This is a genomic window from Cyanobium sp. Cruz-8D1 (assembly GCF_024345975.1).
Classification (GTDB): domain Bacteria; phylum Cyanobacteriota; class Cyanobacteriia; order PCC-6307; family Cyanobiaceae; genus Cyanobium.
In genome coordinates this window covers 1-26,099 of record NZ_JAGQCD010000018.1, presented here as the reverse complement: position 1 = coordinate 26,099, position 26,099 = coordinate 1, and the positions used below count along the sequence as shown (strand labels likewise).

Annotated in this window: 28 protein-coding genes and 2 pseudogenes; 13 read left to right on the top strand and 17 right to left on the bottom strand. The window is 67.9% G+C overall.

All coding sequences use genetic code 11. The features are described from left to right. Positions 1–3: 3 nt before the first annotated feature. The 4 genes from lpxA (at position 4) to KBZ33_RS12000 (ending at position 2,927) form a co-directional block, all read left to right on the top strand. Positions 4–810, top strand: a complete 807-nt coding sequence (lpxA, locus tag KBZ33_RS12015) for an acyl-ACP--UDP-N-acetylglucosamine O-acyltransferase (RefSeq protein WP_254953440.1) — start codon at positions 4–6, stop codon at positions 808–810. After that, positions 810–2,009, top strand: a complete 1,200-nt coding sequence (gene lpxB, locus KBZ33_RS12010) for a lipid-A-disaccharide synthase (protein WP_254953441.1) — start codon at positions 810–812, stop codon at positions 2,007–2,009. The genes lpxA and lpxB overlap by 1 nt, the downstream gene beginning before the upstream one ends. Beyond that, positions 2,000–2,626 carry a peptide-methionine (S)-S-oxide reductase MsrA gene (gene msrA / locus KBZ33_RS12005; protein ID WP_254953443.1) on the top strand — a complete coding sequence of 209 codons (627 nt, stop codon included), beginning with the start codon at positions 2,000–2,002 and terminating at the stop codon, positions 2,624–2,626. The genes lpxB and msrA overlap by 10 nt, the downstream gene beginning before the upstream one ends. A 97-nt stretch (positions 2,627–2,723) precedes the next feature. Continuing rightward, the gene (locus KBZ33_RS12000) at positions 2,724–2,927 is read left to right on the top strand and encodes a hypothetical protein (RefSeq protein WP_254953445.1); all 204 of its coding nucleotides are present in this window, start codon (positions 2,724–2,726) and stop codon (positions 2,925–2,927) included. Between the two features lie 3 nt (positions 2,928–2,930). On the opposite strand, the gene KBZ33_RS11995 is transcribed toward KBZ33_RS12000, so the two are convergent. The 5 genes from KBZ33_RS11995 to KBZ33_RS21615 all read right to left on the bottom strand — a co-directional run bounded on the left by KBZ33_RS11995 (position 2,931) and on the right by KBZ33_RS21615 (position 6,840). Continuing rightward, complete coding sequence (locus KBZ33_RS11995) at positions 2,931–3,206, bottom strand: hypothetical protein (RefSeq protein WP_254953446.1); 276 nt, start codon at positions 3,204–3,206, stop codon at positions 2,931–2,933. 74 nt (positions 3,207–3,280) lie between these two features. Continuing rightward, a complete protein-coding gene (locus tag KBZ33_RS11990; protein ID WP_254953448.1) occupies positions 3,281–4,771 on the bottom strand; it encodes a leucyl aminopeptidase in 1,491 nt (496 codons plus the stop codon). A 48-nt stretch (positions 4,772–4,819) separates the two neighbouring features. Continuing rightward, complete coding sequence (locus KBZ33_RS11985) at positions 4,820–5,434, bottom strand: GIY-YIG nuclease family protein (RefSeq protein ID WP_254953449.1); 615 nt, start codon at positions 5,432–5,434, stop codon at positions 4,820–4,822. Next, on the bottom strand, positions 5,431–6,102 hold the full coding sequence (locus KBZ33_RS11980) for a hypothetical protein (protein ID WP_254953451.1): 672 nt from the start codon (positions 6,100–6,102) through the stop codon (positions 5,431–5,433). The genes KBZ33_RS11985 and KBZ33_RS11980 overlap by 4 nt, the downstream gene beginning before the upstream one ends. Positions 6,103–6,135: 33 nt before the next feature. Continuing rightward, positions 6,136–6,840: a response regulator transcription factor gene (locus KBZ33_RS21615; protein WP_254953454.1), complete on the bottom strand. Its 705-nt coding sequence runs from the start codon at positions 6,838–6,840 to the stop codon at positions 6,136–6,138. A gap of 175 nt (positions 6,841–7,015) precedes the next feature. Between KBZ33_RS21615 and KBZ33_RS11970 the strand changes: the two genes are divergently transcribed. Genes KBZ33_RS11970 through pyrF form a run of 4 tightly spaced genes read left to right on the top strand, consistent with a single transcriptional unit; the run spans position 7,016 to position 10,863 of the window. Further along, the gene (locus KBZ33_RS11970) at positions 7,016–7,339 is read left to right on the top strand and encodes a DUF1825 family protein (RefSeq protein WP_254953456.1); all 324 of its coding nucleotides are present in this window, start codon (positions 7,016–7,018) and stop codon (positions 7,337–7,339) included. 6 nt (positions 7,340–7,345) lie between these two features. Then, positions 7,346–8,752 carry a flavin monoamine oxidase family protein gene (locus tag KBZ33_RS11965; protein WP_254953457.1) on the top strand — a complete coding sequence of 469 codons (1,407 nt, stop codon included), beginning with the start codon at positions 7,346–7,348 and terminating at the stop codon, positions 8,750–8,752. Between the two features lie 54 nt (positions 8,753–8,806). Then, entirely contained in the window at positions 8,807–10,111 is a 1,305-nt protein-coding gene (tyrS, locus tag KBZ33_RS11960; protein WP_254953459.1) for a tyrosine--tRNA ligase, read from the top strand. Continuing rightward, complete coding sequence (pyrF, locus tag KBZ33_RS11955; protein ID WP_254953461.1) at positions 10,111–10,863, top strand: orotidine-5'-phosphate decarboxylase; 753 nt, start codon at positions 10,111–10,113, stop codon at positions 10,861–10,863. Before tyrS ends, pyrF begins: the two co-directional genes overlap by 1 nt. A 107-nt stretch (positions 10,864–10,970) precedes the next feature. Here the strand turns inward: pyrF and KBZ33_RS21835 are convergent. The 6 genes and pseudogenes from KBZ33_RS21835 to KBZ33_RS11925 all read right to left on the bottom strand — a co-directional run. Further along, positions 10,971–11,141: pseudogene (locus KBZ33_RS21835) on the bottom strand (EAL domain-containing protein); the annotation flags it as partial. 56 nt (positions 11,142–11,197) lie between these two features. Further along, positions 11,198–11,521 (bottom strand): GGDEF domain-containing protein, encoded by a 324-nt coding sequence (locus KBZ33_RS11945; protein ID WP_254953465.1) that lies wholly within the window; start codon positions 11,519–11,521, stop codon positions 11,198–11,200. After that, entirely contained in the window at positions 11,502–11,831 is a 330-nt protein-coding gene (locus KBZ33_RS11940) for a PAS domain-containing protein (protein WP_255011780.1), read from the bottom strand. The genes KBZ33_RS11945 and KBZ33_RS11940 overlap by 20 nt, the downstream gene beginning before the upstream one ends. A gap of 878 nt (positions 11,832–12,709) precedes the next feature. Beyond that, positions 12,710–13,423, bottom strand: a complete 714-nt coding sequence (locus KBZ33_RS11935; protein WP_255011779.1) for a hypothetical protein — start codon at positions 13,421–13,423, stop codon at positions 12,710–12,712. A gap of 22 nt (positions 13,424–13,445) precedes the next feature. Further along, positions 13,446–13,871, bottom strand: coding sequence for a hypothetical protein (locus KBZ33_RS11930; protein ID WP_254953472.1), 426 nt, complete (start codon positions 13,869–13,871; stop codon positions 13,446–13,448). A gap of 78 nt (positions 13,872–13,949) precedes the next feature. Beyond that, entirely contained in the window at positions 13,950–14,522 is a 573-nt protein-coding gene (locus KBZ33_RS11925) for a peroxiredoxin (protein ID WP_254953475.1), read from the bottom strand. A 185-nt stretch (positions 14,523–14,707) separates the two neighbouring features. Here KBZ33_RS11925 and KBZ33_RS11920 point away from each other — a divergent pair, with 185 nt between their 5' ends. Continuing rightward, complete coding sequence (locus KBZ33_RS11920) at positions 14,708–15,214, top strand: DUF1993 family protein (RefSeq protein WP_254953476.1); 507 nt, start codon at positions 14,708–14,710, stop codon at positions 15,212–15,214. A gap of 5 nt (positions 15,215–15,219) precedes the next feature. On the opposite strand, the gene KBZ33_RS11915 is transcribed toward KBZ33_RS11920, so the two are convergent. The 4 genes from KBZ33_RS11915 to KBZ33_RS11900 all read right to left on the bottom strand — a co-directional run bounded on the left by KBZ33_RS11915 (position 15,220) and on the right by KBZ33_RS11900 (position 17,593). Beyond that, positions 15,220–16,260 carry a DUF3326 domain-containing protein gene (locus KBZ33_RS11915; RefSeq protein ID WP_254953477.1) on the bottom strand — a complete coding sequence of 347 codons (1,041 nt, stop codon included), beginning with the start codon at positions 16,258–16,260 and terminating at the stop codon, positions 15,220–15,222. Then, positions 16,257–16,466, bottom strand: coding sequence for a hypothetical protein (locus tag KBZ33_RS11910; RefSeq protein WP_254953478.1), 210 nt, complete (start codon positions 16,464–16,466; stop codon positions 16,257–16,259). Before KBZ33_RS11910 ends, KBZ33_RS11915 begins: the two co-directional genes overlap by 4 nt. Further along, positions 16,463–16,777, bottom strand: coding sequence for a 2Fe-2S iron-sulfur cluster-binding protein (locus KBZ33_RS11905; protein WP_254953494.1), 315 nt, complete (start codon positions 16,775–16,777; stop codon positions 16,463–16,465). The genes KBZ33_RS11910 and KBZ33_RS11905 overlap by 4 nt, the downstream gene beginning before the upstream one ends. 81 nt (positions 16,778–16,858) lie before the next feature. After that, positions 16,859–17,593, bottom strand: coding sequence for a TIGR02466 family protein (locus tag KBZ33_RS11900; protein WP_254953479.1), 735 nt, complete (start codon positions 17,591–17,593; stop codon positions 16,859–16,861). Positions 17,594–17,680: 87 nt separating this feature from the next. Here KBZ33_RS11900 and KBZ33_RS21485 point away from each other — a divergent pair. Together KBZ33_RS21485 and KBZ33_RS11885 are read left to right on the top strand one after the other, a co-directional pair. Then, positions 17,681–18,562 (top strand): annotated as a pseudogene (locus tag KBZ33_RS21485) (integron integrase). Between the two features lie 479 nt (positions 18,563–19,041). Then, positions 19,042–19,293 (top strand): addiction module antidote protein, encoded by a 252-nt coding sequence (locus KBZ33_RS11885; RefSeq protein WP_254953484.1) that lies wholly within the window; start codon positions 19,042–19,044, stop codon positions 19,291–19,293. A 334-nt stretch (positions 19,294–19,627) separates the two neighbouring features. On the opposite strand, the gene rppB is transcribed toward KBZ33_RS11885, so the two are convergent. Both rppB and rppA read right to left on the bottom strand, forming a co-directional pair. Next, complete coding sequence (rppB, locus tag KBZ33_RS11880; RefSeq protein ID WP_254953485.1) at positions 19,628–20,992, bottom strand: two-component system sensor histidine kinase RppB; 1,365 nt, start codon at positions 20,990–20,992, stop codon at positions 19,628–19,630. Positions 20,993–21,002: 10 nt separating this feature from the next. Next, the gene (rppA, locus tag KBZ33_RS11875; RefSeq protein WP_254953486.1) at positions 21,003–21,701 is read right to left on the bottom strand and encodes a two-component system response regulator RppA; all 699 of its coding nucleotides are present in this window, start codon (positions 21,699–21,701) and stop codon (positions 21,003–21,005) included. Positions 21,702–21,823: 122 nt separating this feature from the next. On the opposite strand from rppA, the gene KBZ33_RS11870 reads away from it, so the two are divergent. Both KBZ33_RS11870 and KBZ33_RS11865 read left to right on the top strand, forming a co-directional pair. Beyond that, a complete protein-coding gene (locus tag KBZ33_RS11870; RefSeq protein WP_254953487.1) occupies positions 21,824–22,405 on the top strand; it encodes a hypothetical protein in 582 nt (193 codons plus the stop codon). Between the two features lie 44 nt (positions 22,406–22,449). After that, a complete protein-coding gene (locus tag KBZ33_RS11865; protein ID WP_254953488.1) occupies positions 22,450–25,572 on the top strand; it encodes an efflux RND transporter permease subunit in 3,123 nt (1,040 codons plus the stop codon). Positions 25,573–26,099 lie beyond the last annotated feature (527 nt).

Here is a 26,099-nt window from a genome sequence, read left to right as displayed (position 1 = left end):
GCCATGACGACATCCGTGCATCCCACGGCCCTGGTCGATCCCCGGGCCCGCTTGGCCTCCGGCGTGGACATCGGCCCCTATGCGGTCATCGGTCCGGAGGTGGAGATCGGCGAAGGCTGTCGCATCGGTCCCCATGTCGTGATCGACGGGCGAGTGCGGATGGGCAAGCGCAACCGGATCTTCCCGGGAGCCTGCATCGGCCTCGAGCCCCAGGACCTCAAATACGGCGGCGCCCCCACCGAAGTGGTGATGGGGGATGAGAACACGATCCGGGAGTGCGTCACCATCAACCGCGCCACCGCCGAAGGGGAGAGCACCGTCCTGGGTAACGGCAACCTGCTGATGGCCTACAGCCACATCGGCCATAACTGCCAGCTCTCCGACCGCATCGTGATCGCCAACGGTGTGGCCGTGGCGGGCCATGTGGTGATCGGGGACCGTGCCGTGATCGGCGGCGTGCTCGGCATCCACCAGTTCGTCCACATCGGCAGCCTGGCGATGGTGGGCGGCATGAGCCGCATCGACCGCGACGTGCCCCCCTTCATGACCGTGGAGGGCCATCCCGGCCGCCTCCGGGGGCTGAACCGCGTCGGGCTGCGTCGCAGCGGCGTGGCCCAGCTCGACGATGGCGCCCAGTTCCGCCAGCTGCAGGATCTCTGGACCCTCATCTACCGCAGCGATCTGGTGCTGGCGGCTGCCCTGCGGCAGGCACGGGAGCGTCCCCTGCTGGCCGCGGCCGATGAGCTGTGCGCTTTTCTCGAGGCCTCGGTGGGGCCGGGCCGGCGCGGACCGCTGCCGGCCCAGCGCTGATGGTGCGACTCCTGGTCAGCACCGGAGAGGTCTCCGGTGATCTGCAGGGCTCCCTGCTGGTCAAGGCCCTGCATGAGGAGGCTGCCCGCCGTGCCCTGCCCCTCGAAGTGGTCGCCCTCGGGGGCAGCCGGATGGAACGGGCCGGGGCCCAGCTCCTGGCGGACACCACCAAGTTGGGGGCCATCGGCCTGTGGGAGCCGATCCCCCTGGTCATTCCCACCCTCAAGCTGCAGGCCAGGGTGCGCCGCTGGCTGCGCCGGCACCCCCCCGATGCGGTGGTGCTGATCGACTACATGGGGGCGAACGTGAACCTGGGTCTGCGCCTGCGGCGGCTCTACCCCGATGTGCCCATCACCTATTACATCGCCCCCCAGGAGTGGGCCTTCCGCCTCGGCGACGGCGGCACCACCCGGCTGATCGGTTTCACCGACCGCATCCTGGCGATCTTTCCGGAGGAGGCCAGCTTCTATGCCGCACGGGGCGCCCAGGTCACCTGGGTGGGCCATCCCCTGATCGACACCTTGCAGCAGCGACCCTCGCGCCAGGAGGCCCGCCAGCGGCTGGGCCTGCCGGCGGAGGCGCCGGTGCTGCTGGTGCTGCCGGCCTCGCGGCGGCAGGAGCTGCGCTATGTGCTGCCGCCCATGGCCGAGGCGGTGGCCCTGCTGCAGCGGCAGCGGCCCGATCTGCAGGTGCTGCTGCCCGCTGGCCTGCCGGGGTTCGAGGCGGTCCTGGCCGAGACGATGCAGGCGGCCGGGGTCAAGGCCGTGCGGGTGATCCCGGCCGGTGAGGCCGATGGGCTGCGGCCCCTGCTCTGCGCGGCCGCCGATGCCGCCCTCACCAAGTCCGGAACGGCCAACCTGGAACTGGCCCTGCGGGGGGTGCCCCAGGTGACCGGTTACCGGGTGAGCCGGCCCACCGCGTTCCTGGCCAAACATGTGATCCACTTCAACGTGGCCCACATTTCCCCGGTGAACCTGGTGCTCGGTGAACGGCTCGTGCCCGAACTGCTGCAGGACGACTTCACCCCAGAGGCCATCCTCGCGGCCCTGCTGCCCCTGTTTGATCCCGCCTCCGGGGCACGGGAGCGGGTGCAGGAGGGCTACGTTCGGCTTAGGCAGAAGCTGGGAGAGCCGGGCGTCACCCGCCGGGCGGCGATGGCGATTCTGGAACCGTTCTCGGGACACACCCCATGCGACTGATCGCGCTGTTGCTGGGGCTGCTGCTCGCCCTGGGGGCCCCGGTGGCTCCGGCCCTGGCGGCCACCGAGGAGGCGGTTCTGGCTGGTGGCTGTTTCTGGTGCCTGGAGCACGATCTGGAGGTGCTTCCCGGCGTCCTCGACGTGGAGAGCGGCTACAGCGGCGGCAAGGGGGCCAACCCCACCTACAAGCAGGTCTCGGCCGGGGGGAGCGGCCATCAGGAGGTGGTCCGGGTGCGCTTCGACAACACCGAGATCCGCTACGACACCCTGCTGCGGGCCTACTGGCGCCACATCGATCCCCTCGACGCTGGCGGTCAGTTCTGCGACCGCGGCGATTCCTACCGTCCCGTGATCTTCACCACCAGCGCCAACCAGGCCGTGGAGGCCCGCAACAGCCTGGTGGCAGCGGCCCGGGAGCTGGGCAAGCCAGCGGCCGCGATCAAGGTGGCGATCCGGCCCCTGGCGAAGTTCTGGCCGGCGGAGGGCTACCACCAGAACTACGCCAAGCGTAACGGCGTCCAGTACAACTACTACCGCTGGTCCTGTGGTCGCGACCGACGCCTGGACGCCGTCTGGGGTCGGCGGGCCCGCAGCAGTCAGCGCTGGCAGGGCAGCTGAACCGAACCCGACCGGATGATGCCGACACGGTGTTGCCTACCCTGTCGCAACCCCGAAGAATGCCCTAACGTTTGGTGAATGCCGGGAGACCTTCTGTATGTATCTGCTGACCATCCGTGACGGTCTGCAGACGCGCCATATCGGGCCCTACGCGAGCCCCAGGCAGGCGTCCGACGACCTTGACCAGCTGCAGGCCAGCTTTGGTGACAAAGCCACCTGGCAGATCCATCGGCTGGAATCTCCTGAGGAGCTGCACATCCACGTTCCCGGCAGGGGAGACACCGAGCCGGTGGCGGTCTGAGCCTCAGGCCCGGGGCGGTGTGCGGGGATAGCCACGCAGCAGGCCACTCTCGACCATCAGCCCCACACCGGCATTGATCAGGATCAATCCCAGGGTTCCATACCAGACCCAGGGTCCCGCCTCTGGCAACGTCTGACCCTGATCAGCCGAAGCCGCCAACGCGGACCAGGTCTGGATGCCCTTGCGGATCACCCCCTCCCCGAACAGGCAGAGTCCGGCGGGGAGCAGGAGCACACCGAGCTGGGCCTTCACGTACCAGCGGATCTTGTGAACGGCCATGGGGCGATGCGTTGTCTGGTCTGGGAGCAAACCTAGGCGGCAACCTTCTGCCGCCAGGGCCGGCGGCGATGGGGTCAGCTGGCGGCACCCGCCAGCAGCCAGGCCACCAGAGTGCGCACCCCGAAGCCGGTGGCCCCGGCCGGATCCACCCCGCGGGCTTTGTCGCTCCAGACGGTCCCGGCGATGTCGAGGTGGGCCCAGGGCAGCCCTTTGGTGACGAAGTCCTGCAGGAACAGGGCCGCGGTGATCGAGCCCCCCGGCCGCGGGCCGGTGTTCTTCAGGTCGGCGATGTGGCTTTTGAGCCCCTTCTTGTAGGAGCCGCGCAAGGGCATGCGCCAGAAGGCCTCCCCGCCGGCGTCGCCGGCACGGAGCAGGGCCTCGGCCAGTCCGTCGCTGGGGGACCAGAGCCCGGCGATCTCCTCGCCGAGGGCGATCACGCAGGCACCGGTCAGGGTGGCCAGATCGACGATGGCATCCGGCTCCAGACCGCAGGCATAGACGAGCGCATCGGCCAGGGTGAGTCGCCCCTCCGCATCGGTGTTGTTGATCTCGATGGTCTTGCCATTGGAGGCGGTGAGCACATCACCGGGGCGGATGGCGCCGCCACTGATCATGTTTTCGCAGCTGGCCACGATCACATGCACCTCCAGGCCGGCGGGCCGGATCTCGGCGATGGCGCGGGCGGCCCCCAGCACCGCAGCGCTGCCGCCCATGTCGTACTTCATCATCTCGATCTGGGAGCCGGCCGTCTTGAGGTTGTAGCCGCCGGAATCGAAGGTGAGCCCCTTGCCCACCAGCACCACCCGCCGCGTCACCGCCCCGGTGGGCCGGTAGGTGAGATGGATGAACTTGGGGGGCAGGTCCGACCCCTGGGCCACCCCCAGGTAGGCCCCCATGCCCAGGGCCTCGCAGTCGTCCCGCTCCAGCACCTTGAGCTCAAGGCCGAAGGCCTCGGCGATGGCGGCGGCCTCCTCGGCCAGGCACTGGGGGGTCGCCTTGTTGGGCGGTGCCGCCACCAGCCGCCGGGCCAGTTCCACGCCGCTGCAGGTGGCCGCCACGTGGGCCAGGCCCGCCTCGGCCCCTGCCGCAACGCCGAGCAGGCTCACCTGGGAGGGAAGGGACGAGGGTTCCGCCTCGCTTTTGAAGCGCTGGTCGGCATAGAGCCCGAGCCGCACCGCTTCGGCCATGGCGGCGGTGGCCGCCACCGGCTCCAGCCCCTCGACCGGAAGCCACAGGCCAAGCTCCACGGCACCGGCGGCGGCGGCGCGGCGGGCCGCTGCCGCACTGGCCTGCCGCAGGGCCTCGAGGCCGAAGTCCGCCGGATCCCCCAGACCCACCAGGATCAGGCTCGCCGGGGAGCCACCCGGCCGCTCCAGGGTGATGCTCTGGCCGGACTTGGCCTCGAAACGGCGCCGCTGCAGCAAGCCTTCGAACCCCTCACCCACCAGCTCCTCGGCCAGGGCCAGGCCGCTGCCCGCGGCGGGGGCGAACAGGCCCACCACCAGGGTGTCACCCGTCCAGGTCTCCTTCAGGGCACCGGTGACGGCAAGACAGCGAAACTCCATGGATCCAGCGCAGGCGACCCATGATCGTAGCCAGCCTGGCCCTGTCCTTCAGCCAGAGTCGGCCGTGAACGGCGTGGCCCAGCGTTCCCTGGTCTCCTTGTTGAACGGGGGCAGCCAACGCCGGATCAGGGCCTGCTCCAGGGCCCGGCGCGGGGACACCGCCGCCGGCACGTCACACCAGAAGCGGATGCACGGCCGCGCTTCCAGTCCCACCCGCGCCAGGGCCTCGCCGTAGGCCGCCAGGTAGCCCTTGCAGTCGTGGTCGCCCTTCCAGCGCTGGTCGGCCCGGCCCGTCTCGCCGACATAGAGCAGCAGCGGCGCGGGCAGCTGGGGCGGACGGTCCATCACCAGGTACAGGGCCGCCCCCCGCTGGGGCAGCCGGGGCCAGCGCCAGAAGGAGAGGCTCTGGGGGCTGAGGCTGAGCGGATCGAAGCGGCGAGACACCGTTTGGGGATCGCCAGGGTCGGCGGCAACGGGGAAGAGCTGCCCCTGCAGCAGGGGGGGGGGGCCTTCAGGAGTGGCCTCGTCGTAGAGCGGCCCCTGATGTGCGGCCAGCCTGCCCTGCCAGGCGAGCAACTGCTGCCGCAGCAGGGGGAGCTCCCGGGACGGCGAGGCGCCGACTGCCCCGGCCGCGGCCGTGAACAATTCCCCCTGACGGCTCATGGGACCGGCCTCCGGGACGGCGGCAGCACCGGCCCCGGGGCGGCGGCATAGCGGAACCGGCCGATCCAGCCTTCGGCCATCTCGGGGGACAGCTGCAGCCGCTGCTGCAGATCGGCCAGATCCCGGAAGGGCTCCCGGGCCCGTTCCCTCAGAAGCAGCCGGCAGCGCTCCGGACCCAGGCCGAGACGCTCCCGCAGCAGGCCTTCCGAGGCCTGGTTGATCGCCAGGGGAACCGGTACCTGGGCAGGCCCGGGCTCCCCGTGCCGGGCAAAACGAAGCACCGGCAACCAGACCAGCACCTGTTCAGGGGGAACCTGCAGCGCCCTGGCCAGCCCCCCGGGGCCAGACCACTGCACCCCGTCGCGCCGCAGACGGATCAGCCGATCCACCTGATCGGGCCGGCAGCCCGGCAACCGCAGCCAGTCGCCGGTAGCGGCAACGTTGACTTCGAGCGTCCAACCCAGGGCGGCGGCGTGATGCACCTCAGCAGCATCGCGAAGCCGCAGCTTGGGGTTCTGGGCCAGCTTGAGGGCGAGCAACTCCCGCTCCACCGTCTCGTCGGCTTGACCGGCGAGGGCGATGGGGGCGACCCGTGGGGGCGGTGGCAACTGCCCAGCGGCCACCAGCAGCCGGCGGGCCAGGGGATCCAGCCAGTGGCGCCCTGCCATGGAGGCCCACCTGCATGCACGTCGAAACCGAATTTAGCGGGTGCCTCCGGGTTGGGGCCAGTCGACCAGGCCCAGCTGCAGGCCCGTGACCACCGCCTGGATGCGACCGCGGACCCTCAGCTTGAGAAGCACGTTGCGCACATGGGTCTTGACCGTGTCGACAGAAACCATCAGATCCCCGGCGATCTCGGGATTGGACAGGCCCTGCACCACCCGCTCCAGCACCTGCCGCTCCCGGGTACTGAGCCCCTCATGCCTGCCGCCGGTCTCCTGCCCTGCCTGGAGGGCGCGGACCAGGGAACGGTCGAGGTACATCTCACCGCCGAGCACGGCGCGCAGGGCCTGCAGAGCGGAGCCGTGCAGCAACCGCGACTCCGGCACGATGCCGTCGCAGCCGGCGCGCAGGGCCGCCTGGATCAGGGCCAGCTGGTGCTCCCGTGATAGAACCAGCAGGGTGCGGACCTCGGGATGGCTGCGTTTGACCTGCACCACAAGGTCAACACCGCAGCCCAGCTCCAACCGGTCGCTGACCAGGAGCAGGGTGGGTTGGTGCTGACGCACCAGGGCCAGCCCCTCGGTGGCGGTGGTGGCGGCACCCAGGATCCGGGCCGGGGTTCCCATCAGCAGGGCCACGTGGGCCCGGGTGCCCAGGCAGAGCACCAGCCGGACGCCCTTGAGCAGAACAAGTCCCTGGGTGATGTCGTCACGCACATGGGGCAGCAGGGGGGTGAGGTCCACGGGAACAGAGGGCGCGACCGCCCCCGCCAATTGATCGACCAATTTTCACCAGACACTCACCATTATTTCAGTATCTTTCGTTGCGGGCCGTGGCCCCGATACGTGGATCCGCACTCCCCTGGCGCCCCGGCCTCTGCAGAATCGCTCTCCTAAGCAGCCCGGAGCCGACGTCCCCATGGCTTTCTTCGACTCCGAGATCGTCCAGGACGAGGCGAAGCGGCTGTTCAGCGATTACCAGCAGCTGATGCAGCTGGGCGGCGAGTACGGAAAGTTCGACCGGGAGGGCAAGAAGCTGTACATCGAACGGATGGAGGAGATGATGGAGCGGTATCAGGTGTTCATGAAGCGCTTCGAACTCTCCGAGGACTTCCAGGCCAAGCTCACCGTCGAACAGCTGCGCACCCAGCTCGGCCAGTTCGGCCTCACCCCGGAAAAGATGTTCGAGCAGATGAATCTCACCCTCGAGCGCATGAAAAGCCAACTGGAAGCCGAAGGCTGAGCCTCTATGAACGATGTCGTCGTTGTAGGAGCCGGGCTCTCAGGTCTGGTGGCCGCGAGGGAATTGCAGCGATCAGGCCTGTCGGTGACGGTGATTGAGGCGGCTCCGGCCGTGGGGGGCCGCATGGTGCGCTCCCCCCTGCAGCTGGCGAAGGCCCGATCGCCGGCGTGGGTCGACCTGGGCGGCCAGTGGGTGGGACCCAGTCACTCCCGTTTCGGGGCGCTGCTCGAGGCCCACGGTCTGAGCCGTTTCCCCTCGCCCCACCACGGTGAGACCGTCCTCTGCCTCGGCTCCCATCGCTGCACCTTCAGCGGCTTCTTCCAGGGGTTCCCTGAGGGTCAGCCGCCGTCGGTCCCGAGCCGCGACTGGGACGATGCCATGGCGGCCCTGAAACAGTTCCAGGCGCTGGTGGCGTCCCTGCCCGAGGGCCATCCCCACCGCCATCCCGACGCCGCCGCCCTCGATCGGCTGAGCTTCCAGGACTGGATCGAGGCCCACACCCACACCCCCTTCGCCGCCTGGTATTTCGCCTATTTCTGCCGGGCCGTCGGCTTTCTCGGGCCGGCGGAACCGGACCAGGTGTCGTTGTTGCACGTGGCCTGGGGGCAGCGCACGGCGCCCCAGGGGGACCACCCCGAGGAGGACCTGATCCACGGCGGCGCCGGCCAAGTGCCGGCCTTGCTGGCCGAGGGCCTGGGGGACGCCCTGGTGCTGGGGGAGCCCGTGCGGGCCATCCATCAACCCGACAGCGCGTCCGGCCCCGACGCAGACGCCGACGTTGACGTGGCTGTCGAGGTGATCACCGATCGCTCCAGCCACCGCTGCCGGGCCGTGATCGTGGCCATGCCACCGGCGCTGGCGGGTGCCATCCGCTTCACGCCGGCGTTGCCGGCCGACCGGCTCGCCCTGCAGGAGGGGATGGCCATGGGGAACTGCTCCAAGGTGCTGATCGTCTACGGGCGGCCCTGGTGGCGGGAGACGGGGCTGTCCGGCATCGGCATCGGCGATCGCCCCTGGGTGGAGCTGTGCGCCGACAGCTCCGACCCGGAGACGGGCCTCGGGGTGCTCGCCGCCTTCGTGGTGGGGCGCCGCCGGGAGCGGTGGTCCGCCCTGGGGGCGGAGCAGCGCCGGGCCGCCGTGCTCGACGATCTGGCCGCGTACTTCGGCCCCATGGCCCTGGAGCCGCTGGAGTACGTGGAGAAGAACTGGCCCCAGGAACCCTTCATCGGTGGCGCCTTTGCCGCCTGGATGCCCCCGGGGCTGTGGACCCGCAGCGGCGACGCCCTGCTGCGGCCCCATGGCCGGGTGTTCTGGGCCGGCACGGAGGTGGCGGAGCGCTGGCCCGGTTTCTTCGAGGGTGCGGTGGACAGTGGCGAGAGGGCGGCGGCCGCCGTGGCGGCCCTGCTGGGCTAAGCAACCGGCGCTCCATGGCTGCCTACCATCGCCCCAGGCAGGCGGCTGGCGTTGATGGGCGAAGCAATCCAGGCGAAGCAGGCGGAAGCAACGGCGTTGGCGGCCCTGCCCGAAGCCCTGGCCCGGGCCATCGCTGACCTGTTTCCCGCCGGCCGGGATCCCGACCCCGACCAACGCCTGGAGGCCAGGCTGGCGGAGTCGGCGCACCAGGGACGGCCGCTGCGGGTGAAGCTGGGCATCGACCCCACCGGCAGCGACATCCACCTGGGTCACAGCCTGCTGTTCCGCAAGCTGCGGGCCTTCCAGAACGCCGGCCACACGGCGGTACTGATCATCGGCGACTTCACGGCCCGCATCGGCGATCCCACCGGCAAGAGCAGCACCCGCGTGCAGCTCGACGCGGCGGCAGTGGAGGCCAATGCCGCCACCTACCTGGCCCAGCTGGGCCAGGGTCAACCCCCCGAACGCGCCCTGCTTGATTTCGAGACCCCCGGCCGGCTGGAGGTGCGGCGCAACTCCGAGTGGCTCAAGGGCCTGGATCTGCCGCAGGTGATCGAGCTGCTGGGGATCAGCACCGTGGGCCAGATGCTGGCCAAGGAGGACTTCGCCAACCGCTACGGCTCAGGAACCCCCATCAGCCTGCACGAGTTCCTCTACCCCCTGCTGCAGGGGTACGACTCGGTGACGGTGCAGGCCGACCTCGAACTGGGCGGCACCGACCAGAAATTCAACGTGGCGATGGGACGCGACATGCAGCGTCATTTCGGCCAGCGGCCCCAGTTCGGCCTGCTGCTGCCGATCCTGCCGGGCCTTGATGGGGTGCAGAAGATGAGCAAGAGCCTGGGCAACACGGTGGGGCTGACGGAAGATCCCCTCTCGATGTATTCCAAGCTCGAGAAAGTGCCGGACGCGGTGGTGGAGGACTACCTCACCCTGCTCACCGACCTGGACACGGCGGCGCTGCCTGCCGAGCCCCGGGAGCGACAGAAGGCGATGGCCCTGGAGGTCACCGCCACCCGCCATGGGCGCGACGCAGCGCTCCAGGCCCAGGCCGATGCCGCCGGGCTGGTGGCCGCCGGCCGCTCCGGAGCGGGGGGGGCAGGGGACGGACTCCAGGCGGACAGCGTGCCCGAGACCTCCCTGGCGGGACTGGCCTTTCCGCTGAAGGCCTTCTATCTGCTCAGCGCCCTGCAGGTCTGTGCCAGCAGCAGCGAAGGGCGGCGCCAGATCCAGGGCGGCGGCGTGAAGCTGGACGGCGAGAAGCTGAGCGACCCGAACCAGGAATTCAGCAGCCCGGAGGAATTGGCCGGCAAGGTGCTGCAGCTCGGCAAAAAGACCTTCCGGCGGCTGGTGGCCTGATGGCAGCCGCTGAACGCACCACGGAGGTGGTCGACCCCGCCGATCAGATCATCCTGGCCCTCGACCGCGGCACCAACGACGAGGCCCTGGCGCTGGTGACAGCAATCCCGTCGCTGCGCTGGGTGAAGGTGGGCCTGGAGCTGTTCACCGCCGCCGGGCCAGAGGTGGTGCGGGAGCTGCGGGGGCGGGGTCTGCGGGTGTTCCTGGACCTGAAGTTCCACGACATCCCCGCCACCATGGCCGGCGCCTGCCGCAGTGCCGCCCGCCTGGGGGCCGAGCTGATCACGGTGCACGCCGGCGCCGGCGGTGAGGCCCTGGCCGCCGCCCAGATGGCGGCCCTGGAGGGGGCCGCCCAGGAGGGCCTCGGCGCCCCCACCCTGCTGGCGGTGACCGTGCTGACCAGCTGGGATCCCGACCGCTTCCGGCAGGAACTGGCCATCACGACGCCGCTGGCTGCCTACGCGGCGCAGCTGGCCGCGATGGCAGCGGCGGCGGGCCTCACCGGAGCGGTATGCTCCCCCTGGGAGGTGGCGGGCCTGCGGGCCGCCCATCCCCAGCCCTTCACTCTGGTGACCCCCGGCATCCGCCCAGCCGGCAGCGCAGCGGCCGATCAGAAGCGGGTGATGACACCGGCCGCGGCGGTGGCGGCCGGAGCCAGCCACCTGGTGATCGGCCGACCCATCAGCGGGGCCGCTGATCCAGCGGTGGCTTTTGCGACCTGTTGCGCGGAACTCTGCGCCGCTCCGGGCTGAGAGGGTTCAGTTCCGAACCGGAGAGGGACCCAGCCGCGGGGGGCCGCCTTGCCGTAGAGCCAACCCTGACCATGCAGCCAGCCCTGGGAGGCGAGCAGGCGGGCCTCCTCGACGTTTTCCAGCCCTTCGGCCATCCCCACCAGCGCCTGGGCCAGCCGCAGACTCTTGGTGTCCCTGGCACGCATGGCGCAGGTGAAGGAGCGATCCAGCTTCAGCCCGGCGATCGGCCGATCGCGCAGATGGCTGATCGACGAGTAGCCGGTGCCGAAATCATCCACGTACCAACGGACCCCACTGGAGGCCAGCGGCTGAATCTGCTGGCTGATGCGTGAGATCAGACCACGGCACGCGGCGCAGGGCAGGAAGTTGCCCGGTTCCACTTCGATGCCATCGGGTCGCACCCAACGGGCCAGAGCCTCATAGCCGGTGACCTGGCCGGTTGGGTGAGGGCATCGTTGACCTGGGTGAGGCCGTCCACGCCGATGCTCAACACCGCCAGCGTCGACCCCGTGCCCTCCAGCCCGTCGAGGGCGCGTCGGATCCGATCCAGGGCGACACGGCGGACAGCCAGGCCGGTCATGGGGTCGTGCTGAAGGCTGTGCTCCAGCTCGGCGCGGATCCTCACCTGGTCGTGGATGTCACGGAAGGACAGCACCAAGCCTCCAGCGCCCGTCGGCACAGAGGATCCGAAGATCCCCCTGGAACGAACCCTGGCACGAACGGCCGAGGCCAGCGCGCAGGGCCCGGCCACGCTCGTTCCGGTGCACAAAGGCGATGGCGGGCTTACCAAGCAGGGCGGCGGCCGTCCAGCCCAGCCTGGCTTCGATCGACTCGGAGACCCAGACGATCGGATGATCGCTGTCCACTTCGACGACCCCATCGGAGGCGTGACGCGTCAGCAGGCGATAGCGCCGCTCCGCCACCGCCGGGACTGTGGCGGAATCTCCCTCCCAGGGCTGGCCTGCCACCAGAGGCAGCAGAGAAGCCCGTTGGCGAGAAACAGGCGGATCTCGGCAGGGTGCCTGGGGAGAGCCCCCATGGCCGGACCCATCGAGCCCCTCGATAACAACAGCCTGCCCCGTTTCCATGACAAGCAGGCCAGGCGTGAAGAGGCCGGTGGACGGTTGAACATCCAACAGACGCGTCCCCAGCATCCCTTGCTGCGTGCGGCCGTGCAGGGCGCAGGCTGGAGCGTTGGCCCACACGCAGACAACGTTGATGCTCGTGCCGGAGGGGCTCTTCTCGGGCACCAGCAAAAGCAAGGGGTCCGGCAAGGATTCGAACATCAGCTGGCTCCCCGACCAGGCCCCAAGGCCAGCGGCGACAGGTCCAACAACGGTGGTGAGTGGCTGAGCGCGAGCGTCAAGGGCAGGCTCTTGAGCTCTCTCGGTATCGGTGATCACTTCTCTGAGCCGTCGCATCCCGGGAACCGGATGCAGGAAAGGAAACGTGCCCGAAAAACCCATCGAACCCGTTCACCATCTCCATGAGGGGTGATGCTGATCTGTGGCAGAAGCGGGATGGTTATCGAGCACGTCTGCGGCAAATTTCCAGGAAGTTACCACAGAATCCTAGCCATTTCTCTCCGGAGAACAACCACTTGCGGCCTTGCCTTTCGCGCCTAGATCGAAAGGCTCCCACGGAGATGTTGAAGGAAGGTTTAAATCGGCTGACCAGGGAGCAAGGGCCGATGGCTGTCATCACTGGCTGATGATCCGGTTGGCCTCAGGCACATCGAAGCGGCGAAGGCCATCGCCTGGGATTCCATCAGGCGGCACAAGTCGTCGACTCCAATCCGGCGGATCGGGCCATCTGTCGGCAGACAAGGCCTGGGTTTGGTCAGTCGTCAGGCCGCTGTTTCACCCGGCCGGCCCCGGTCCAGTTCAGCGGTCCGTTGCTCCCGGCGTTGCGCTTCGGTGGGCACCCGATCCTCGAACGGCACATGGGAGCGCGCCGCCAGCCAGGCCCCCAGCTGGCGCAGGGAGGACGGATCACTGGCGTGGCGATCGACCCGCAGGGGCTTCCCGGGGGTCCGGGGGGCCTGCAACCGATAGGAGCGATCCCCATCGGAATCGACCCGTTCGATCAGCTCCAGGACCCGGGCTTCCCCCAGGGTTCGCAGGCGATGGCCGAAGCGGCGCTGCAGAACCAGCAGCCGCGACTCCAGCCGCCATTCCAGGCGCCCGAACGCCAGCCACACCTGGGCCCAGCCGCAGGGCAGAGCGACAAGCGCCAGCGGAATCCCCATCGCCCAGAACCCTGGTCCGGTGAAGCCGCCACGCCCCAGCAAGGCCAGCAGGCCCCAGAGCACCAGATTGATCAGGCCCACGACGAGGCGATGCCGCCGCCGCAGGGCCAGGTCGGGCACCAGCAGCGGACTGCCGAAGGAGGGGGTCAGCTCCTGCCAGCCCGCCGGCAGGACGGCCGGGGCCGAGGGCTGATCGGCTAGCGCCTCCGGAGACAGACCCAGAAGCCGGTTGAGTTGCTCGGCGGCCTCCTGCCGCTGGCTCAGACTGCCGAGCCGGGCGAGCTCAAGGCTGCGGCTGGGCAGCTCAGCCACCAGCGCCCCACCGAGACCCCCATCACGCACCAGGAAACGCCGGATAGCCCCGCGGGGCAGGGCACGCCGGTGGCGAAAGGGTCCCAGCTGCACCCATCGCTCCAGACTCCCGTCCGCCGCGACGCTCAGCCGGTCCTCCGACCAGATGGTGCAGGGCGGCGGCGCCACCGACACTCCAGAAGCTGACCCAGACCAGCAGGAACAGGGTCGCCGGCAGCGTCCCCTGACCGGTGGTCAGAAACGTGCTGAGCAACTTCCAGAGAAGCGACACGGCGAAGACCTCTCCCGCCAGCCAGCCGCACAGCCAGAACGCCAGAAACGCCGCAACGAAGAAACGACCTGGACCCAGGGGCCGGAAGCGAAAGGTTGGGGTTGCCGTCTCCAGCTTCACCGCCTCAGCCACCACCATCGGTTGGATCATGCTGACCCAGAGGCGCTGAACCGGCATCGATTCGGGGCATGAAAAAACCCCGCTCCGGAGAAGGAGCGGGGGATGGAGCTTGATCAGGCCAGCCCTGTGGCGGCTTCAGCCGACGAACTCGCGGCTGGGGGCGGAGACGCCGGCCGGAGCGGTGCCCTTCAGGTAGGCCAGCATGGTGTCGGCATCGGAGCACTCGAACGGGTCGGTGGGGCAGTTGTCCTCGAGCCCGGGCTCCACGAACATCTTTTCAATCGTGCCGTCGTTGACGAGCATCGAATAACGCCAGGAGCGCTCACCGAAGCCCAGGTTGCCCTTCTCGACGAGCATGCCCATCTTGCGGGTGAACTCACCGTTGCCGTCGGGCAGCAGGAACACCTTGTCGGCACCCACCTGCTTGCCCCACTGATACATCACGAAGGCATCGTTGACCGACACGCAGACGATGCTGTCGACGCCCAGGCCCTTGAACTCCTCGAGCAGAGCCTCGTAACGGGGCAGGTGGTTGGAGGAGCAAGTGGGGGTGAAAGCACCGGGGAGGGAGAACACCACGACCTTCTTGCCCTTGAAGATGTCATCGGTGCTCAGGTCCTGCCAGCGGAAAGGGTTGGGGCCGGGCACGGATTCATCGCGCACACGGGTCTTGAAGACGACGCTGGGGACCTTTTCGATGAAAGCCATGTGGAGGTGTGAAGAACGACTTGACGACGCGCCGCCCGGAGCAGCGATCGAAGGGAGCTTAACTCATATTCGATCCGCCTAAGGGTGGAAACCGGCTGAGTGTTTCTGCTCATCGTTTCCCTAAATCCAGCCGAACACCCGCCCTAAAGTCCGTCTCGCCAGTCCCCCGGCCCACCACCCCAGCCATGTCCCTCTCGATGTTCGAGGCGGCTGTTCCGCCCCTGGCCCGCAGCCTGGGCAACCTCAGCGCCATCCTCGCCAAGGCGGCCGCCCACGCCGAAGCCAAAGGGATTGATCCGGCGGTGCTGCTGCAGGCGCGCCTTTATCCCGACATGTTCCCCCTGGTGCGCCAGGTCCAGATCGCCACCGACATCGCCCGCCGCGGCCTGGCCCGGCTGGCCGGTGAGGAAAGCGCCTCGATGGAGGACAACGAAGCCAGCTTCTCGGAGCTGATCAGCCGGGTTGAGGCGACCCTCGCCAGCCTGGAGGGCTTCTTGCCTGAGCAGATCGATGGCAGCGAAACCAAGCCGATCGAGTTGACGATCCGCAGCGAGACCTTCCATTTCAACGGTCAGAACTTCCTGCTGTTCTTCGTGCTGCCCAACGTCTACTTCCATGTCACCACCGCCTACGCCATCCTGCGCCACAACGGTGTGGAGCTCGGCAAGCGGGATTTCCTCGGCGAGCCCTGAGGCCCTCAGGCCAGCGGCCGCCGCAACGCCGACGGATCCAGACCCTCGCGCAGGGCCAGCACCAGACCGGCCGCCTCCGCGTAGCTGGCGGCCGGGATCACCTCCAGCCCCAGGGCTGCGCCGCTCACCTCGAGCAGGCAGGGATTGCCCTCCACCGCGATCACAGGCACGCCCCGCTCGGCGCAGGCCAGCACCGCCTCGCCCCCCAGGGCCCCGGCCGGCACCACCACCGCGCCGAGATCGGCACCATGCAGCAACCCGTTGCCGCTGGCCGGTTCGGGCCGCAGGGATGGGGCCCGGCTCAGGCCCACCAGCACGCAGGGCAGGAAGGTGTGGCCCAACTCTTCGGCGGCCGCCCGCGGATCCAGCCCGGGATCGGGCGGCAGCGGCGCCAGGGCGGGGGCATGGGCACAAGGCACCCCCAGATGGCGCACCAGCAGGTGGCTGATCACCGCCTCCGCCCCAGCCAGGGCGTCCACGCCTGTGCCGTGGCGGTAGGCCGCCACGGCCTCGCTGCCGGGATCCTCGGGGAAGCGGGCCACCACGGCGATGGCCGTGGCCCCGGCGGCCAGCAGTTGTTCACCGGCCCGCAGCAGGACATCCGGGCGGCCCAGGCTGCCCCAGCTGCTGCCGCTGGCGCCGATCGCCAGGCTCACCTCCAGGGGCACCGCGCTGGTGAGCACCGGGCCGATCGTCAGCCCCAGGCTGGCCCGGCAGGCGTCGATCACCTGGCGGTGGCGCAGCAGCAGCTCCGCTTCGATGCCCGCGTCCAGCAGCACGCCCACCCGCTGACTGGGCACCGGAGAGAGGGCCAGCTCACCGGCGGCGAAGCGGTCGAGGCTCCAGCCCTCCACGTAATGCAGGCGCCGGTCGTTCCAGTAAAGGGAGGCGGCGTTCATCACGTTGGGATGGGTGATCAGGCAGCCGCTGGCCGCCGCCAGCAGCCGGGCCGCCGGCAGGCCGTCGCCGGCGAAGCCGCCCACGGCACAGCCCACCCCGGTGGGAATCACCAGCAGGGTGGTCAGGGGCGGGGCTGACGCGCTCAAGGAGCAGAGGTCGGGGCCGGGCCCACCACGATGCCCTCAAGCCGCAGGCCGAGCCGGGGATCCACCGCCGTGATCGCCCAGCGCAGCGGCTCAGCGCCCGCACCCGCCAGGCGGCGGGCCTCCCGCACCAGCGCCTGACGCAGCTGGGGCAGAAGCGGGCCGGGGGAGGCCTGGAGCCACAGCTCCAGGGGCACCAGGGTGCTCACTTCTGGAACTGACCGAACTGGGCCTCGTAGAGGGTGTCCTCCTGGCCGGCCAGCAGGTCGAGGTCGGAGCGCGGATAGGACACGCAGAGCAGGGCGTAGCCCTTGGCCTGGAGTTCGGCCTTCACACCCATGGCATCGGGCTGGTGCACCGTGCCGCTACGCAGCAAGGCGGCGCAGGTGGTGCACACCCCCGAGCAGCAGGAGCTGGGCAGGGGCACCCCCGCGGCCTCAGCGGCGTTGAGCACCGTCTGGTCGCTGCGGCAGGAGAAGTTGTGGGACACACCATTCAGGCTGGCGCTGATCTGGAAGATGGCCGGTTCTGGGGTGGTCGCTGGGGTGGTCTCAGGCACGGGGGATGGGAGTCCGGGAGGGGCGGCGGTGGCAGGGGCGGCTCAGGCTCCCGCCGCCTTGCCATCTTCCCCGATCGCCAGCCAGCGGCCGGGATGGGGGGCGAGGTACTCCCCCGGATGGGGCGCCGCCGCTGGGGCCGTGAGCACGAAGTCGATGCTGAGCGAGAAGCGGCTGTCGTCGGGGTCCTCGCTCGGCAGCACCGCATGGTCGACCGAGGACGGGAACAGCAGCAAAAGACCCGCCCGGGGCGCCACGTCGTACCAAGGTTGGTTGAGGGCCGCCGTGGCGTCGATCGGCCCGTCCTGGCCCAACGCCAGGCCCGGCACCAGCTCATTCACCTGCCGGGGCGCGAACAGGCGCAGGCAGCCGCAACGGCCGGAGCCGTCGCCGTTGAGGTAGTAGACGGCGCTGAGGTGGGCGTTGGGGTGGTGATGCCGCCCCACCTGCTCGCCGGCGTCGCTGATCACCGGCCAGCTGCGCTGCACGTGCAACGCCAGCCGCCGGCGATCAAACCCCAGCGCCTCGAGGTACGGCCAGGCATGGCCCGCCAGCCTGGCGATCAGGGGAGCGAACAGGGGGTCGTGGTGCAGCTCCCCGGCGCCGCGCACATCCCCGGTCCAGGCCACGCCCTCCTCGCTGGGGGCCTCCTCTCGCAACGCCAGGACACGCTGCAGCAGCAGGGCGGTGTCGAGGGGATCGGGCGCCAGCTGCACCCGGCCCAGGGCCAGCGGGAACAGGGGCTGGAGCGCCAGGGCGGAGGGGTCGGCATCGGCCATGGGCGACAGAGGCGTCGGGGACACATGGGAAGGGAACGGGGGGGCCCGGTCAGGGAATTCTGGGGCCATGCCCTCGCCTGCCAGCCCATGGCCAGCAACGTCCGCCCCCCTGGCCTGCTGCAGCGCTACCGGGAGGAACTGCAGCTGCGCCATTACACCCGACGCACCGTGAAGAGCCATGTGCATTGGCTGAGGCGGTTCTTGCGCCTCCACGGCCTGCGCCACCCGGGGACGATGGGCTCGGCGGAAGTGGAGGCGTTTCTCACCCACCTGGCAGTGGAGGGGCAGGTGAGCGCCTCGACGCAGAACCAGGCCCTCGCTGCGCTGCTCTTCCTGTACCGCGAGTTGCTGGACAAGGACATGGAGCTGGAGGGGACTCCAGGCCTGGTGGTGGGGTTGCTCTACGGCAGCGGGCTTCGCCTCATGGAAGCCTTACGGCTGCGCGTGAAGGATCTGGACTTCGAGCGGCGCCAATGGCTGGTTCGAGATGGATAGGGCGGCAAGGATCGACTCACGCTGGTGCCCCAGAGCCAGATCCAGGCACTGCGACTCCATCTTGATCAGGCGCGCAGGCGGCATCGCTTGGACCTGGAGGCCGGCCGGGGGCAGGTAATGCGGCCCGGAGCACTGGCAAGGAAGTACCCGAAAGCCGATCGGGAATAGGCTTGGCAGTGGGTGTTCCCACAGGCGCGCCGATGGCGGGATCCCGCCTCAGGACAGGAAGGACGGCATCAGCTGGACCCGACGGTGGTGCAGAAGGCCGTCAAGCAGGCCATGACCGCTGCCGGCGTGAGTAAGGCAGCCAGTTGCCATACGTTCCGCCATTCGTTTGCCACCCACCTGCTTGAGGGCGGCCAAGACATCCGCACCATCCAGGAGCTCCTGGGGCACCGCGATGTGAGCACCACAATGATCGATACCCATGTGCTCAACCGCGGCCCACTGGGCGTCTGCAGCCCCGCCGACTGAACGTATCCTGATGAACAGTGGTTGGCTGACCAGAAAACAAGGAGGCGGCCAATGCTGCGATTACAGACTTGCTGCGGCAGCGAAACTTTCGGTCTTTTACTCGGGATGCAGACGGTGATCAGCGGAAAAGGAGACATGTCCTTCTCTGGTTTACTGAACTGTCGAAGAACGCGTTCGAAGGATGTGTTGTCCTTGATGGGAGCCTGCCAGGCAGCGTTGCGCGACCGTAGCCAGGTGACTACAGTTGGTACATGGTCGAAGTCCGCCAGGTAGAGCGGTTCGTCCGGCCCTGGATACAGGGTCTACTACCTGCAGAGGGTAACAGCCTTGATCATCCTTTTGGCTGGCGGAGACAAGAGCTCACAAGCCAAGGACATTGATGATGCCCTTCTGTTGGCAAACAACCTGACGGAGGAGACCTGATGAAAACCACGACCACCCCCTACGAGGTTGCCGAGCATCTACGCACACCGTAGGAGATGGCGGCTTACCTGGAAGCCTGCATCGAGGAGGCGGATGGCGATGCTTCCTTCATTGCCAAGGCCCTGGGCGACATTGCACGAGCCCAGGGGATGACCCAGGTGGCCAGAGACTCAGGACTTTCCAGGGAGAGCCTCTACAAGGCCTTGTCTGGAGAGCGCAGTCCTAGCTTGGACACCATCTTGAAGGTCGTCTCGGCCCTTGGACTGAAATTGAGCGCCAGTGTGAGAAGTGAAGCGAGGGTGACTTGAGCTTTGCAGACGAGGCGTAGGTCCGCAAACGCTGCCTATGGAGATGCGACGCCTTCGAGCAAGCCCCTAGAGTGGACAGGCCACCACAGGTTCACATCTGGTACCAGATACTCTTTGTACGCCACTCAGGGGCAGCGTTGGACCGACCAAGCGAAGGAATGGCCGAGTTCCAGCGGGGCGAAAACGACATGATGTGACTTCACCGCATTGATCGTTCGCGTTCGATCCAGGTTTGATCAACCCATCGGCCGTCATCCTGGAGCCGTTCAGCCTTACCGACTCACCAGCATTGATGCCGGGGGACCACAGGGCGCTGGGAGCCCGCGAAGGCTTCTCAACCAGCCAGGGGCAGTTTCACGATAAAGACACTCCCCGAACCCGGCTTGGAAGCCACGGAGATCTCTCCGCGATGGCGATGCATGATCGCCGCCACGATGGAGAGCCCCAGGCCGGTGCCGCCCTGGCGACGGGAACGGCCTGGATCACTGCGGAAGAAACGATCAAAGATGTGTTGCTGATCGGCCGTTGTGATGCCGATGCCACTGTCCCGCACCTGCAGCACCGCCTGGCCTCTCTCTCGCTCTAGGCTCAGCACCACCTGCCCTCCCGGCGGCGTGTACTGAATCGCGTTCAGCAGCAGGTTGGACACGAGCTGATAGAGCTCCGATTCAACCCCCAACACGACGAGATCATCCTCGCCACCCACCAGCCTCAGCTTCAGCCCTGCCGCCGCCGCCGCCTCACTGGTCTCTTCCATCAGGTCGCGCGCGATCTGCGGCAAGGAGCACAGCTCCCTTGCAGCAGCAGCCTCAGATCCCTCAAGCCGGGTGAGCAGCAGCAGGTCGGTGATCAGGCCGCTGAGCCGTTTCCCCTGCCCATGGAGAGCCGCCAGCATCTGGTCCCTGGCGATGGGGTCAGCAGGCTGTTGCATTCTGTGGGCCTCCACCACGGCCAGCAGGTTGGCCACAGGGGCGCGAAGTTCATGGGCCGCATCGGCGGTGAACTGCTCTTGCTGCCGATAGGCCGCCAGCAGCGGCCGCATCGCCAGGCCGGACAACCACCAGCTGGCCAGGCCTGCCACAACCAGGGCCAGCATCACGATCGTCTGGGTGGCCCACCACAGCCGTTCCCTTTCCGCGTCCAGCCCGCGCAAGCTGCGCCCGATTTGCAGATAGCCCCAATCCAGCTCCGTCGGTGCCGCGCCTGCCTGCACTGGCGCGTGGGAACGGTGCAGGTGGATCGAATACTGCAGGAAGCGCTCGCCTCCCTGGCCTGCCACCACCATCCAGGTCAGGTTCGGATCCTGAGCTCCGGCTTTGGGAGATCCAGGGGAGTGGGCGATCAAAGCGCCACGTCGATCCAGCAGACGCAGATAGAAGCGCTCCGAATCCGTGATGCTGACGGCATGACGCGGCAGCAGCGTGGAGAGCTTCGGGCAGGACTGCTCCACCAGGCAGAGCCCGGGGAGCACGGCGGCGAGCTGGGCAGAGGGACTGGCTTCTTCCGGCAGCAGGGGCTTGAGGCTGTCGTGCAAGGTGCCGGCCAGTGTTTCCACCTCGCTCTCGAGGGCCGACCAGGTCGAGCGCATCAACAGGCCAAACAGTCCATAGCCGGCGCCGTAGAGAATCAAGCCGATCACCACCAGATAGGCCGCTGCCAGCCGCAGGCGGCTGCGGGGAATGGGACCAGGCCACACCATGGGCGCGTCCCTAGGGCTCCGGCTCGAAGCGATAGCCCTTCGAGGCCACCGTCTCGATTGGAGAGGGCAGCCCATGGCTGGCGAGCTTGCGGCGCAACAGCCGCACCTGGGCCGCCACCACATTGCTGATCGGGTCCGCATCCAACGACCAGAGCTGGGACCGCAACCGCGCCCCTGGGATGATCTCCCGCGGATGCTCCATGAAATAGGCCATCAGCTGCAATTCCTTGGCGGACAGCACGATCCTGGTGCTCCCCACCGCCTCCTGAACGGTGAGGCAACGCTCCGCTGGATCCAGGAGATAGGGACCGGCTCTGAGCAGGAGCTCGCGGTAGCTGGGCTGGCGCCGCTGCAGCGCCCGGATCCTCGCCAGCAATTCCTCCATCGCGAACGGCTTGCTCAGGTAGTCGTCGGCGCCGGCATCCAGGCCCTGCACCCGGTGGCTGGTGTCGGCCAGGGCCGTGAGCATCAGCACCGGCAGGGTCAGGCCGGCCCCGCGCAGCCGCCGGCAGAGCTCCGGGCCTGAAAGACCCGGCAGCATCCAATCGACGATCACCAGGTTGTAGGTGGCCAGCTCGCTGCGGATCAGGCTCCAGGCCCCCAGGCCCTCCGCCACGTGATCCACGATGTGCTGCTGTGCCCTGAGCACCGCCTGGATCGCGCCGGCCAGCTCCGCTTCGTCCTCCACCAACAGGATGCGCAGGGGCATGGCCTGGGTCAGGAGAAAGAGACTGCGGCTGATCCTAGTCAGCGCAAGCGGTTTCACCTGTTTTTCATCCCCTTTGCGGCATCCTCTGCGGGACCTTGTCCTGCCCTTGCGGCAGCCGCAGCATGCGCGCTCTTCTTCTGGCCGGCGGCCTCAGCCTCGCCACCCTGGGCCTCGGCAGCCTCAGTCCGGCCCTGGCCCATGTGGGCCATGGCGACGAGTTTCAGCCGCAGGGGAATGTGCGCCAGGTGAAGGCCAGCGCCGAGATCGATTCCATGCTGGGTATCACCACCGCCCCTGCCACGGAAGTCGGCGGTGTGATTTCGATTCCGGTCGCTGCGGTGGTGCAGGCGGATGGCAAGCCCCTGGCCTTCGTGAAAAGCGGCACCACCTACGACCCGGTGTTCCTCCAGACCGGCGCCACCAAGGGCGATCAGATCGAAATCACCGACGGCAGCATCTCGCCGGGAGACAACGTGGTGACCCAGGGGGCCCTCTCGCTCTACGCCGAATCGAAGAAGAGCCAAAGCGCTGTGGCCGCCAGTGGGGAAACCCCCGCCGCTGCTTCTGATGCCCCAGCCACTCCAGCCGCTGCTGCCACCCCCTCGGCCGCCGCAGGCCTCAACCCCCTGGTGATCGGGGCCGGTGCTGCGGTGGTGGTGGTGGGCGGTGTGGTCGTGGTCTCTCGCTTGGGAAAGAAAACCTGACCTCCGCGCCCTTCGCGCTCTCCCGCACCCCCCAACCCATTCCCATGCTGGAACGCCTGCTCAACCAGACGCTGCGCACCTCGATTGCCAGGCGCTGGCTGGTGGTTGTGGCCGCCTTCCTGATCACCCTGTGGGGCCTGTCGATCCTGAGCCGCATGCCCCTGGATGTGTTCCCCCCGTTCGCTCCGCCCCAGGTGGATGTGCAGACCACCGCCGATGGCCTGGCACCGGAAGAGGTGGAACGGCGCATCACCGTGCCGATCGAATCGGCCGTCAACGGACTGCCGGGAGTGGAAACCGTGCGCTCCTCCTCGAAGGTGGGGCTCTCGATGGTGCAGGTGGTGTTTGCGCAGAACGCCGACATCAACCGGGCCCGCCAATCGGTGGCGGAACGCCTGCAGCAGATCGAGGCGGAGCTGCCAGCCAATGCCAGCGCGCCGGCCATCTCGCCGCTGGTGTCGCCGCTGGGCACGATCCTGCAGTACGCCTTCACGCTGAAGGGCGGCGGCCCGACCACGCCGATGGAGCTGCGCCGGATCGTTACCACCACCTTCAACAACCAGATTCTTGCGGTACCCGGTGTCTCCCAGGTGACCCTCTATGGCGGTGAAGAAGCCCAGCAGCAGATCCAGATCGATCCCCAGCAACTTCAGGCCCGCAATGTGTCGCTGCAAGCCGTGGCTGAGGCCGCCGCTGCCGCCAGCGCCAATGCCCCCGGCGGCTTTCTGATCGCAGGCGGGCAGGAAAAACTGATCCGCGCCGATGGCCAGGCAAGCAGCCCTGAGGACCTCGCCGATTCCGTGGTGACAGGCAGCAAAGGCCAATCGCTCCGGCTCGGGGATGTCGCCGAAGTTCAGCTGGCCAGCGCCCTCAAGCGCGGCGATGGCAGCTTCAACGGCCAGCCGGCGGTGGTGCTGATGATCAACAAACAGCCCGACATCGACACCCCCAGGGTGACCCGCGAGGTGGAGCAACGCATCGCTGCCCTCAGCAAGACCCTGCCGGGCGACATCCAGGTGACGCGCAGCTTCCGACAGGCCAGTTTCATTGAAACGGCGATCAAGAACGTCAGCGCTTCCCTGATCGAAGGGATCCTGATCGTCTCGGTGGTGATGCTGCTGTTCCTGATGAACTGGCGCACCGCCGTGATCAGCCTCAGCGCCATCCCCCTGTCGTTGCTGATCGGCCTGATGCTGATGCGCGCCTTTGGGCTGGAGATCAACACCATGACCCTCGGCGGGCTGGTGGTGGCGATCGGCTCGGTGGTCGACGATTCCATCGTCGACATGGAGAACTGCTACAGCGGACTGCGCCGCAATCAGGCGGCTGCCCAGCCCAAGAATCCCCTGCAGGTGGTGTACGAAACCTCGGTGGAGGTGCGCCAACCGGTGATTCTCTCCACCGTCATCATTGTGGTGGTGTTCGCGCCGATCTTCAGCCTCACGGGAGTGGAAGGGCGGATCTTCGCGCCGATGGGCCTGGCCTATCTGCTTTCGATCGCCGCCTCCACCCTGGTGGCACTCACCCTCTCGCCAGCGCTCTGCGGGATTCTGCTGGCGAACACACGGCTCCCCGCCGAGAACACCTGGATCGCCAACTGGGTCGAGAGGGCCTACCGGCCATTGCTGGAGATGGTGCTGATCTCCCCCAAACGGGTGCTGGCAGCAGCGCTGGCCATGGTGGTGCTGGCCTGCGCCATCCTGCCCAGCCTCGGGCGGGTGTTCCTGCCGGAGTTCCGCGAGAAGTCCCTGGTGAATTCGATGGTGCTTTATCCCGGCGTGTCGCTGGAGATGACCAACCGTGCCGGTTTGGCCTTGTCCAATACCCTCAAGGCCAATCCACTGTTTGAGTGGGTGCAGGTTCGTACCGGCCGGGCCCCGGGAGATGCCGATGGGGCAGGCGTCAACTTGGCCCATGTGGATGTGGAGTTGAGTGATGCAGCGATGAAGGATCGCCCTGCCGCCCTCGCCGCACTCCGCCAAGCCTTTCTTCGCCTTCCAGGCGTGGCACCCAACATCGGCGGCTTCATCTCCCACCGCATGGATGAGGTGCTCTCGGGTGTGCGCAGCGCCATCGCCATCAAGATCTACGGGCCCGACCTGGCCGAACTGCGCAGGATCGGCGAGCAGGTGCGTGACGCGATCGAGCCGATCGAGGGGGTCGTGGATCTGCAGCTCGAACCCCAGTTGCCCATCCAGCAGGTGCAGATCGCTTTCGATCGCAAGGCCGCCACCGCCAACGGACTGATGATGCAGCAACTCGCTGATGCGGTGGAGATCGCCCTCAACGGCAAGACGGTGGGCCAGGTGGTGAGCAACGGCACCGATCGCACCGATGTGGTGGTGATGCTGCCAGAGCAATCCCGTAACAGCCTCGATGCCCTACGGGCTATTCCGATCGCCACCCCCGCCGGCACCATGCTGCCGCTGGGATCCCTTGCCCGGATTGACAACGGACTGGGCGCCAATGTGGTCAACCGGGAAGATGTCTCCCGCTTGATCGTGGTGTCTGCCAACGTCAGTGGCCGGCCACTGGGCACGGTCGTCGGTGACATCCAGAACACCATCAACAACACGATCAAACTGCCAACTGGGTACCTGACCCGCTATGGCGGGCAGTTCGAGTCGGAGGAGCGGGCCACCTCCAACCTGGTGCTCTACAGCCTGCTGGCCACGGTGGTGATGGCCGTGTTGATGTTCGTATCCGTCAAATCTCTGCCGGCGACGATCGCCATCCTGATCAACCTGCCTTTGGCCCTCGTCGGTGGCCTGGTGGCCATCCTGCTCAGCGGCGGTGTGCTTTCGGTGGCCTCCCTGATTGGGTTCATCACCCTGTTCGGGGTGGCAGTGCGCAACGGCCTGCTGCTGGTGGACAACTACAACCGCCGCCACGCCGAAGGCATGGAGCTCAAGCAGGTGATCCGCGCCGGCAGCCTGCAGCGCCTCAACGCGATCCTGATGACGGCTCTCACCTCCGCCCTGGGCATGGTGCCGCTGGCGTTGGCCTTCGGGGCAGGCAACGAGATCCTGCAACCGCTGGCGATTGTGGTGCTCGGAGGCTTGATCACCTCCACCACCCTCACCCTGCTGGTGCTGCCGGCTCTCTATGCCGCCTTCGGCGGCTGGTTACTGCCTCGCCACGAGCCAGCCCTGCGCGCCCCCCTCTAGATCAACCTGCTCAAGGCCATCGGGGCTTCAGAGCGATGCATCTCCTGGCCCTCCCCAGCCGCAGCCGGCCTGGCCCGAACTCCTGGCGCTGCTATCCATGGGAGGCGTGGGCTGTGGGCTTTCGATCTGGCTCGATTGTCTGGCGCTCCGCCACGCCCATGCGGGAGAGGACGAGAGCCCAAACCATCGAGAGCAGGTGGTCTGGCACGCCCGTGACCATGGGCGTGCTGGGGGTATCACCGGCATGATCACAACCGGGAACGATGAGTCCCCTCCACGCCTCCACAGCAAGTCCCAGGCAAGTTCAAAGACTAAACCACGCCAGGTTGGCGCAACGTAATGGATTGAAGAGGCTCCGGGGCCTTGCCGATGATCTCTGGGTTGCTGAACAACCGCAGACCCTGACTGCCCGACACAAGTCTGAGAACCCTTGCGACAGAATGGGTCTCAGTCAATGGGGTGGGCAGGGAGCCATGGGAGCTTGGGGCTGCGAAACCAATCCAATCCCCTGTGGATCCCCAGACCCG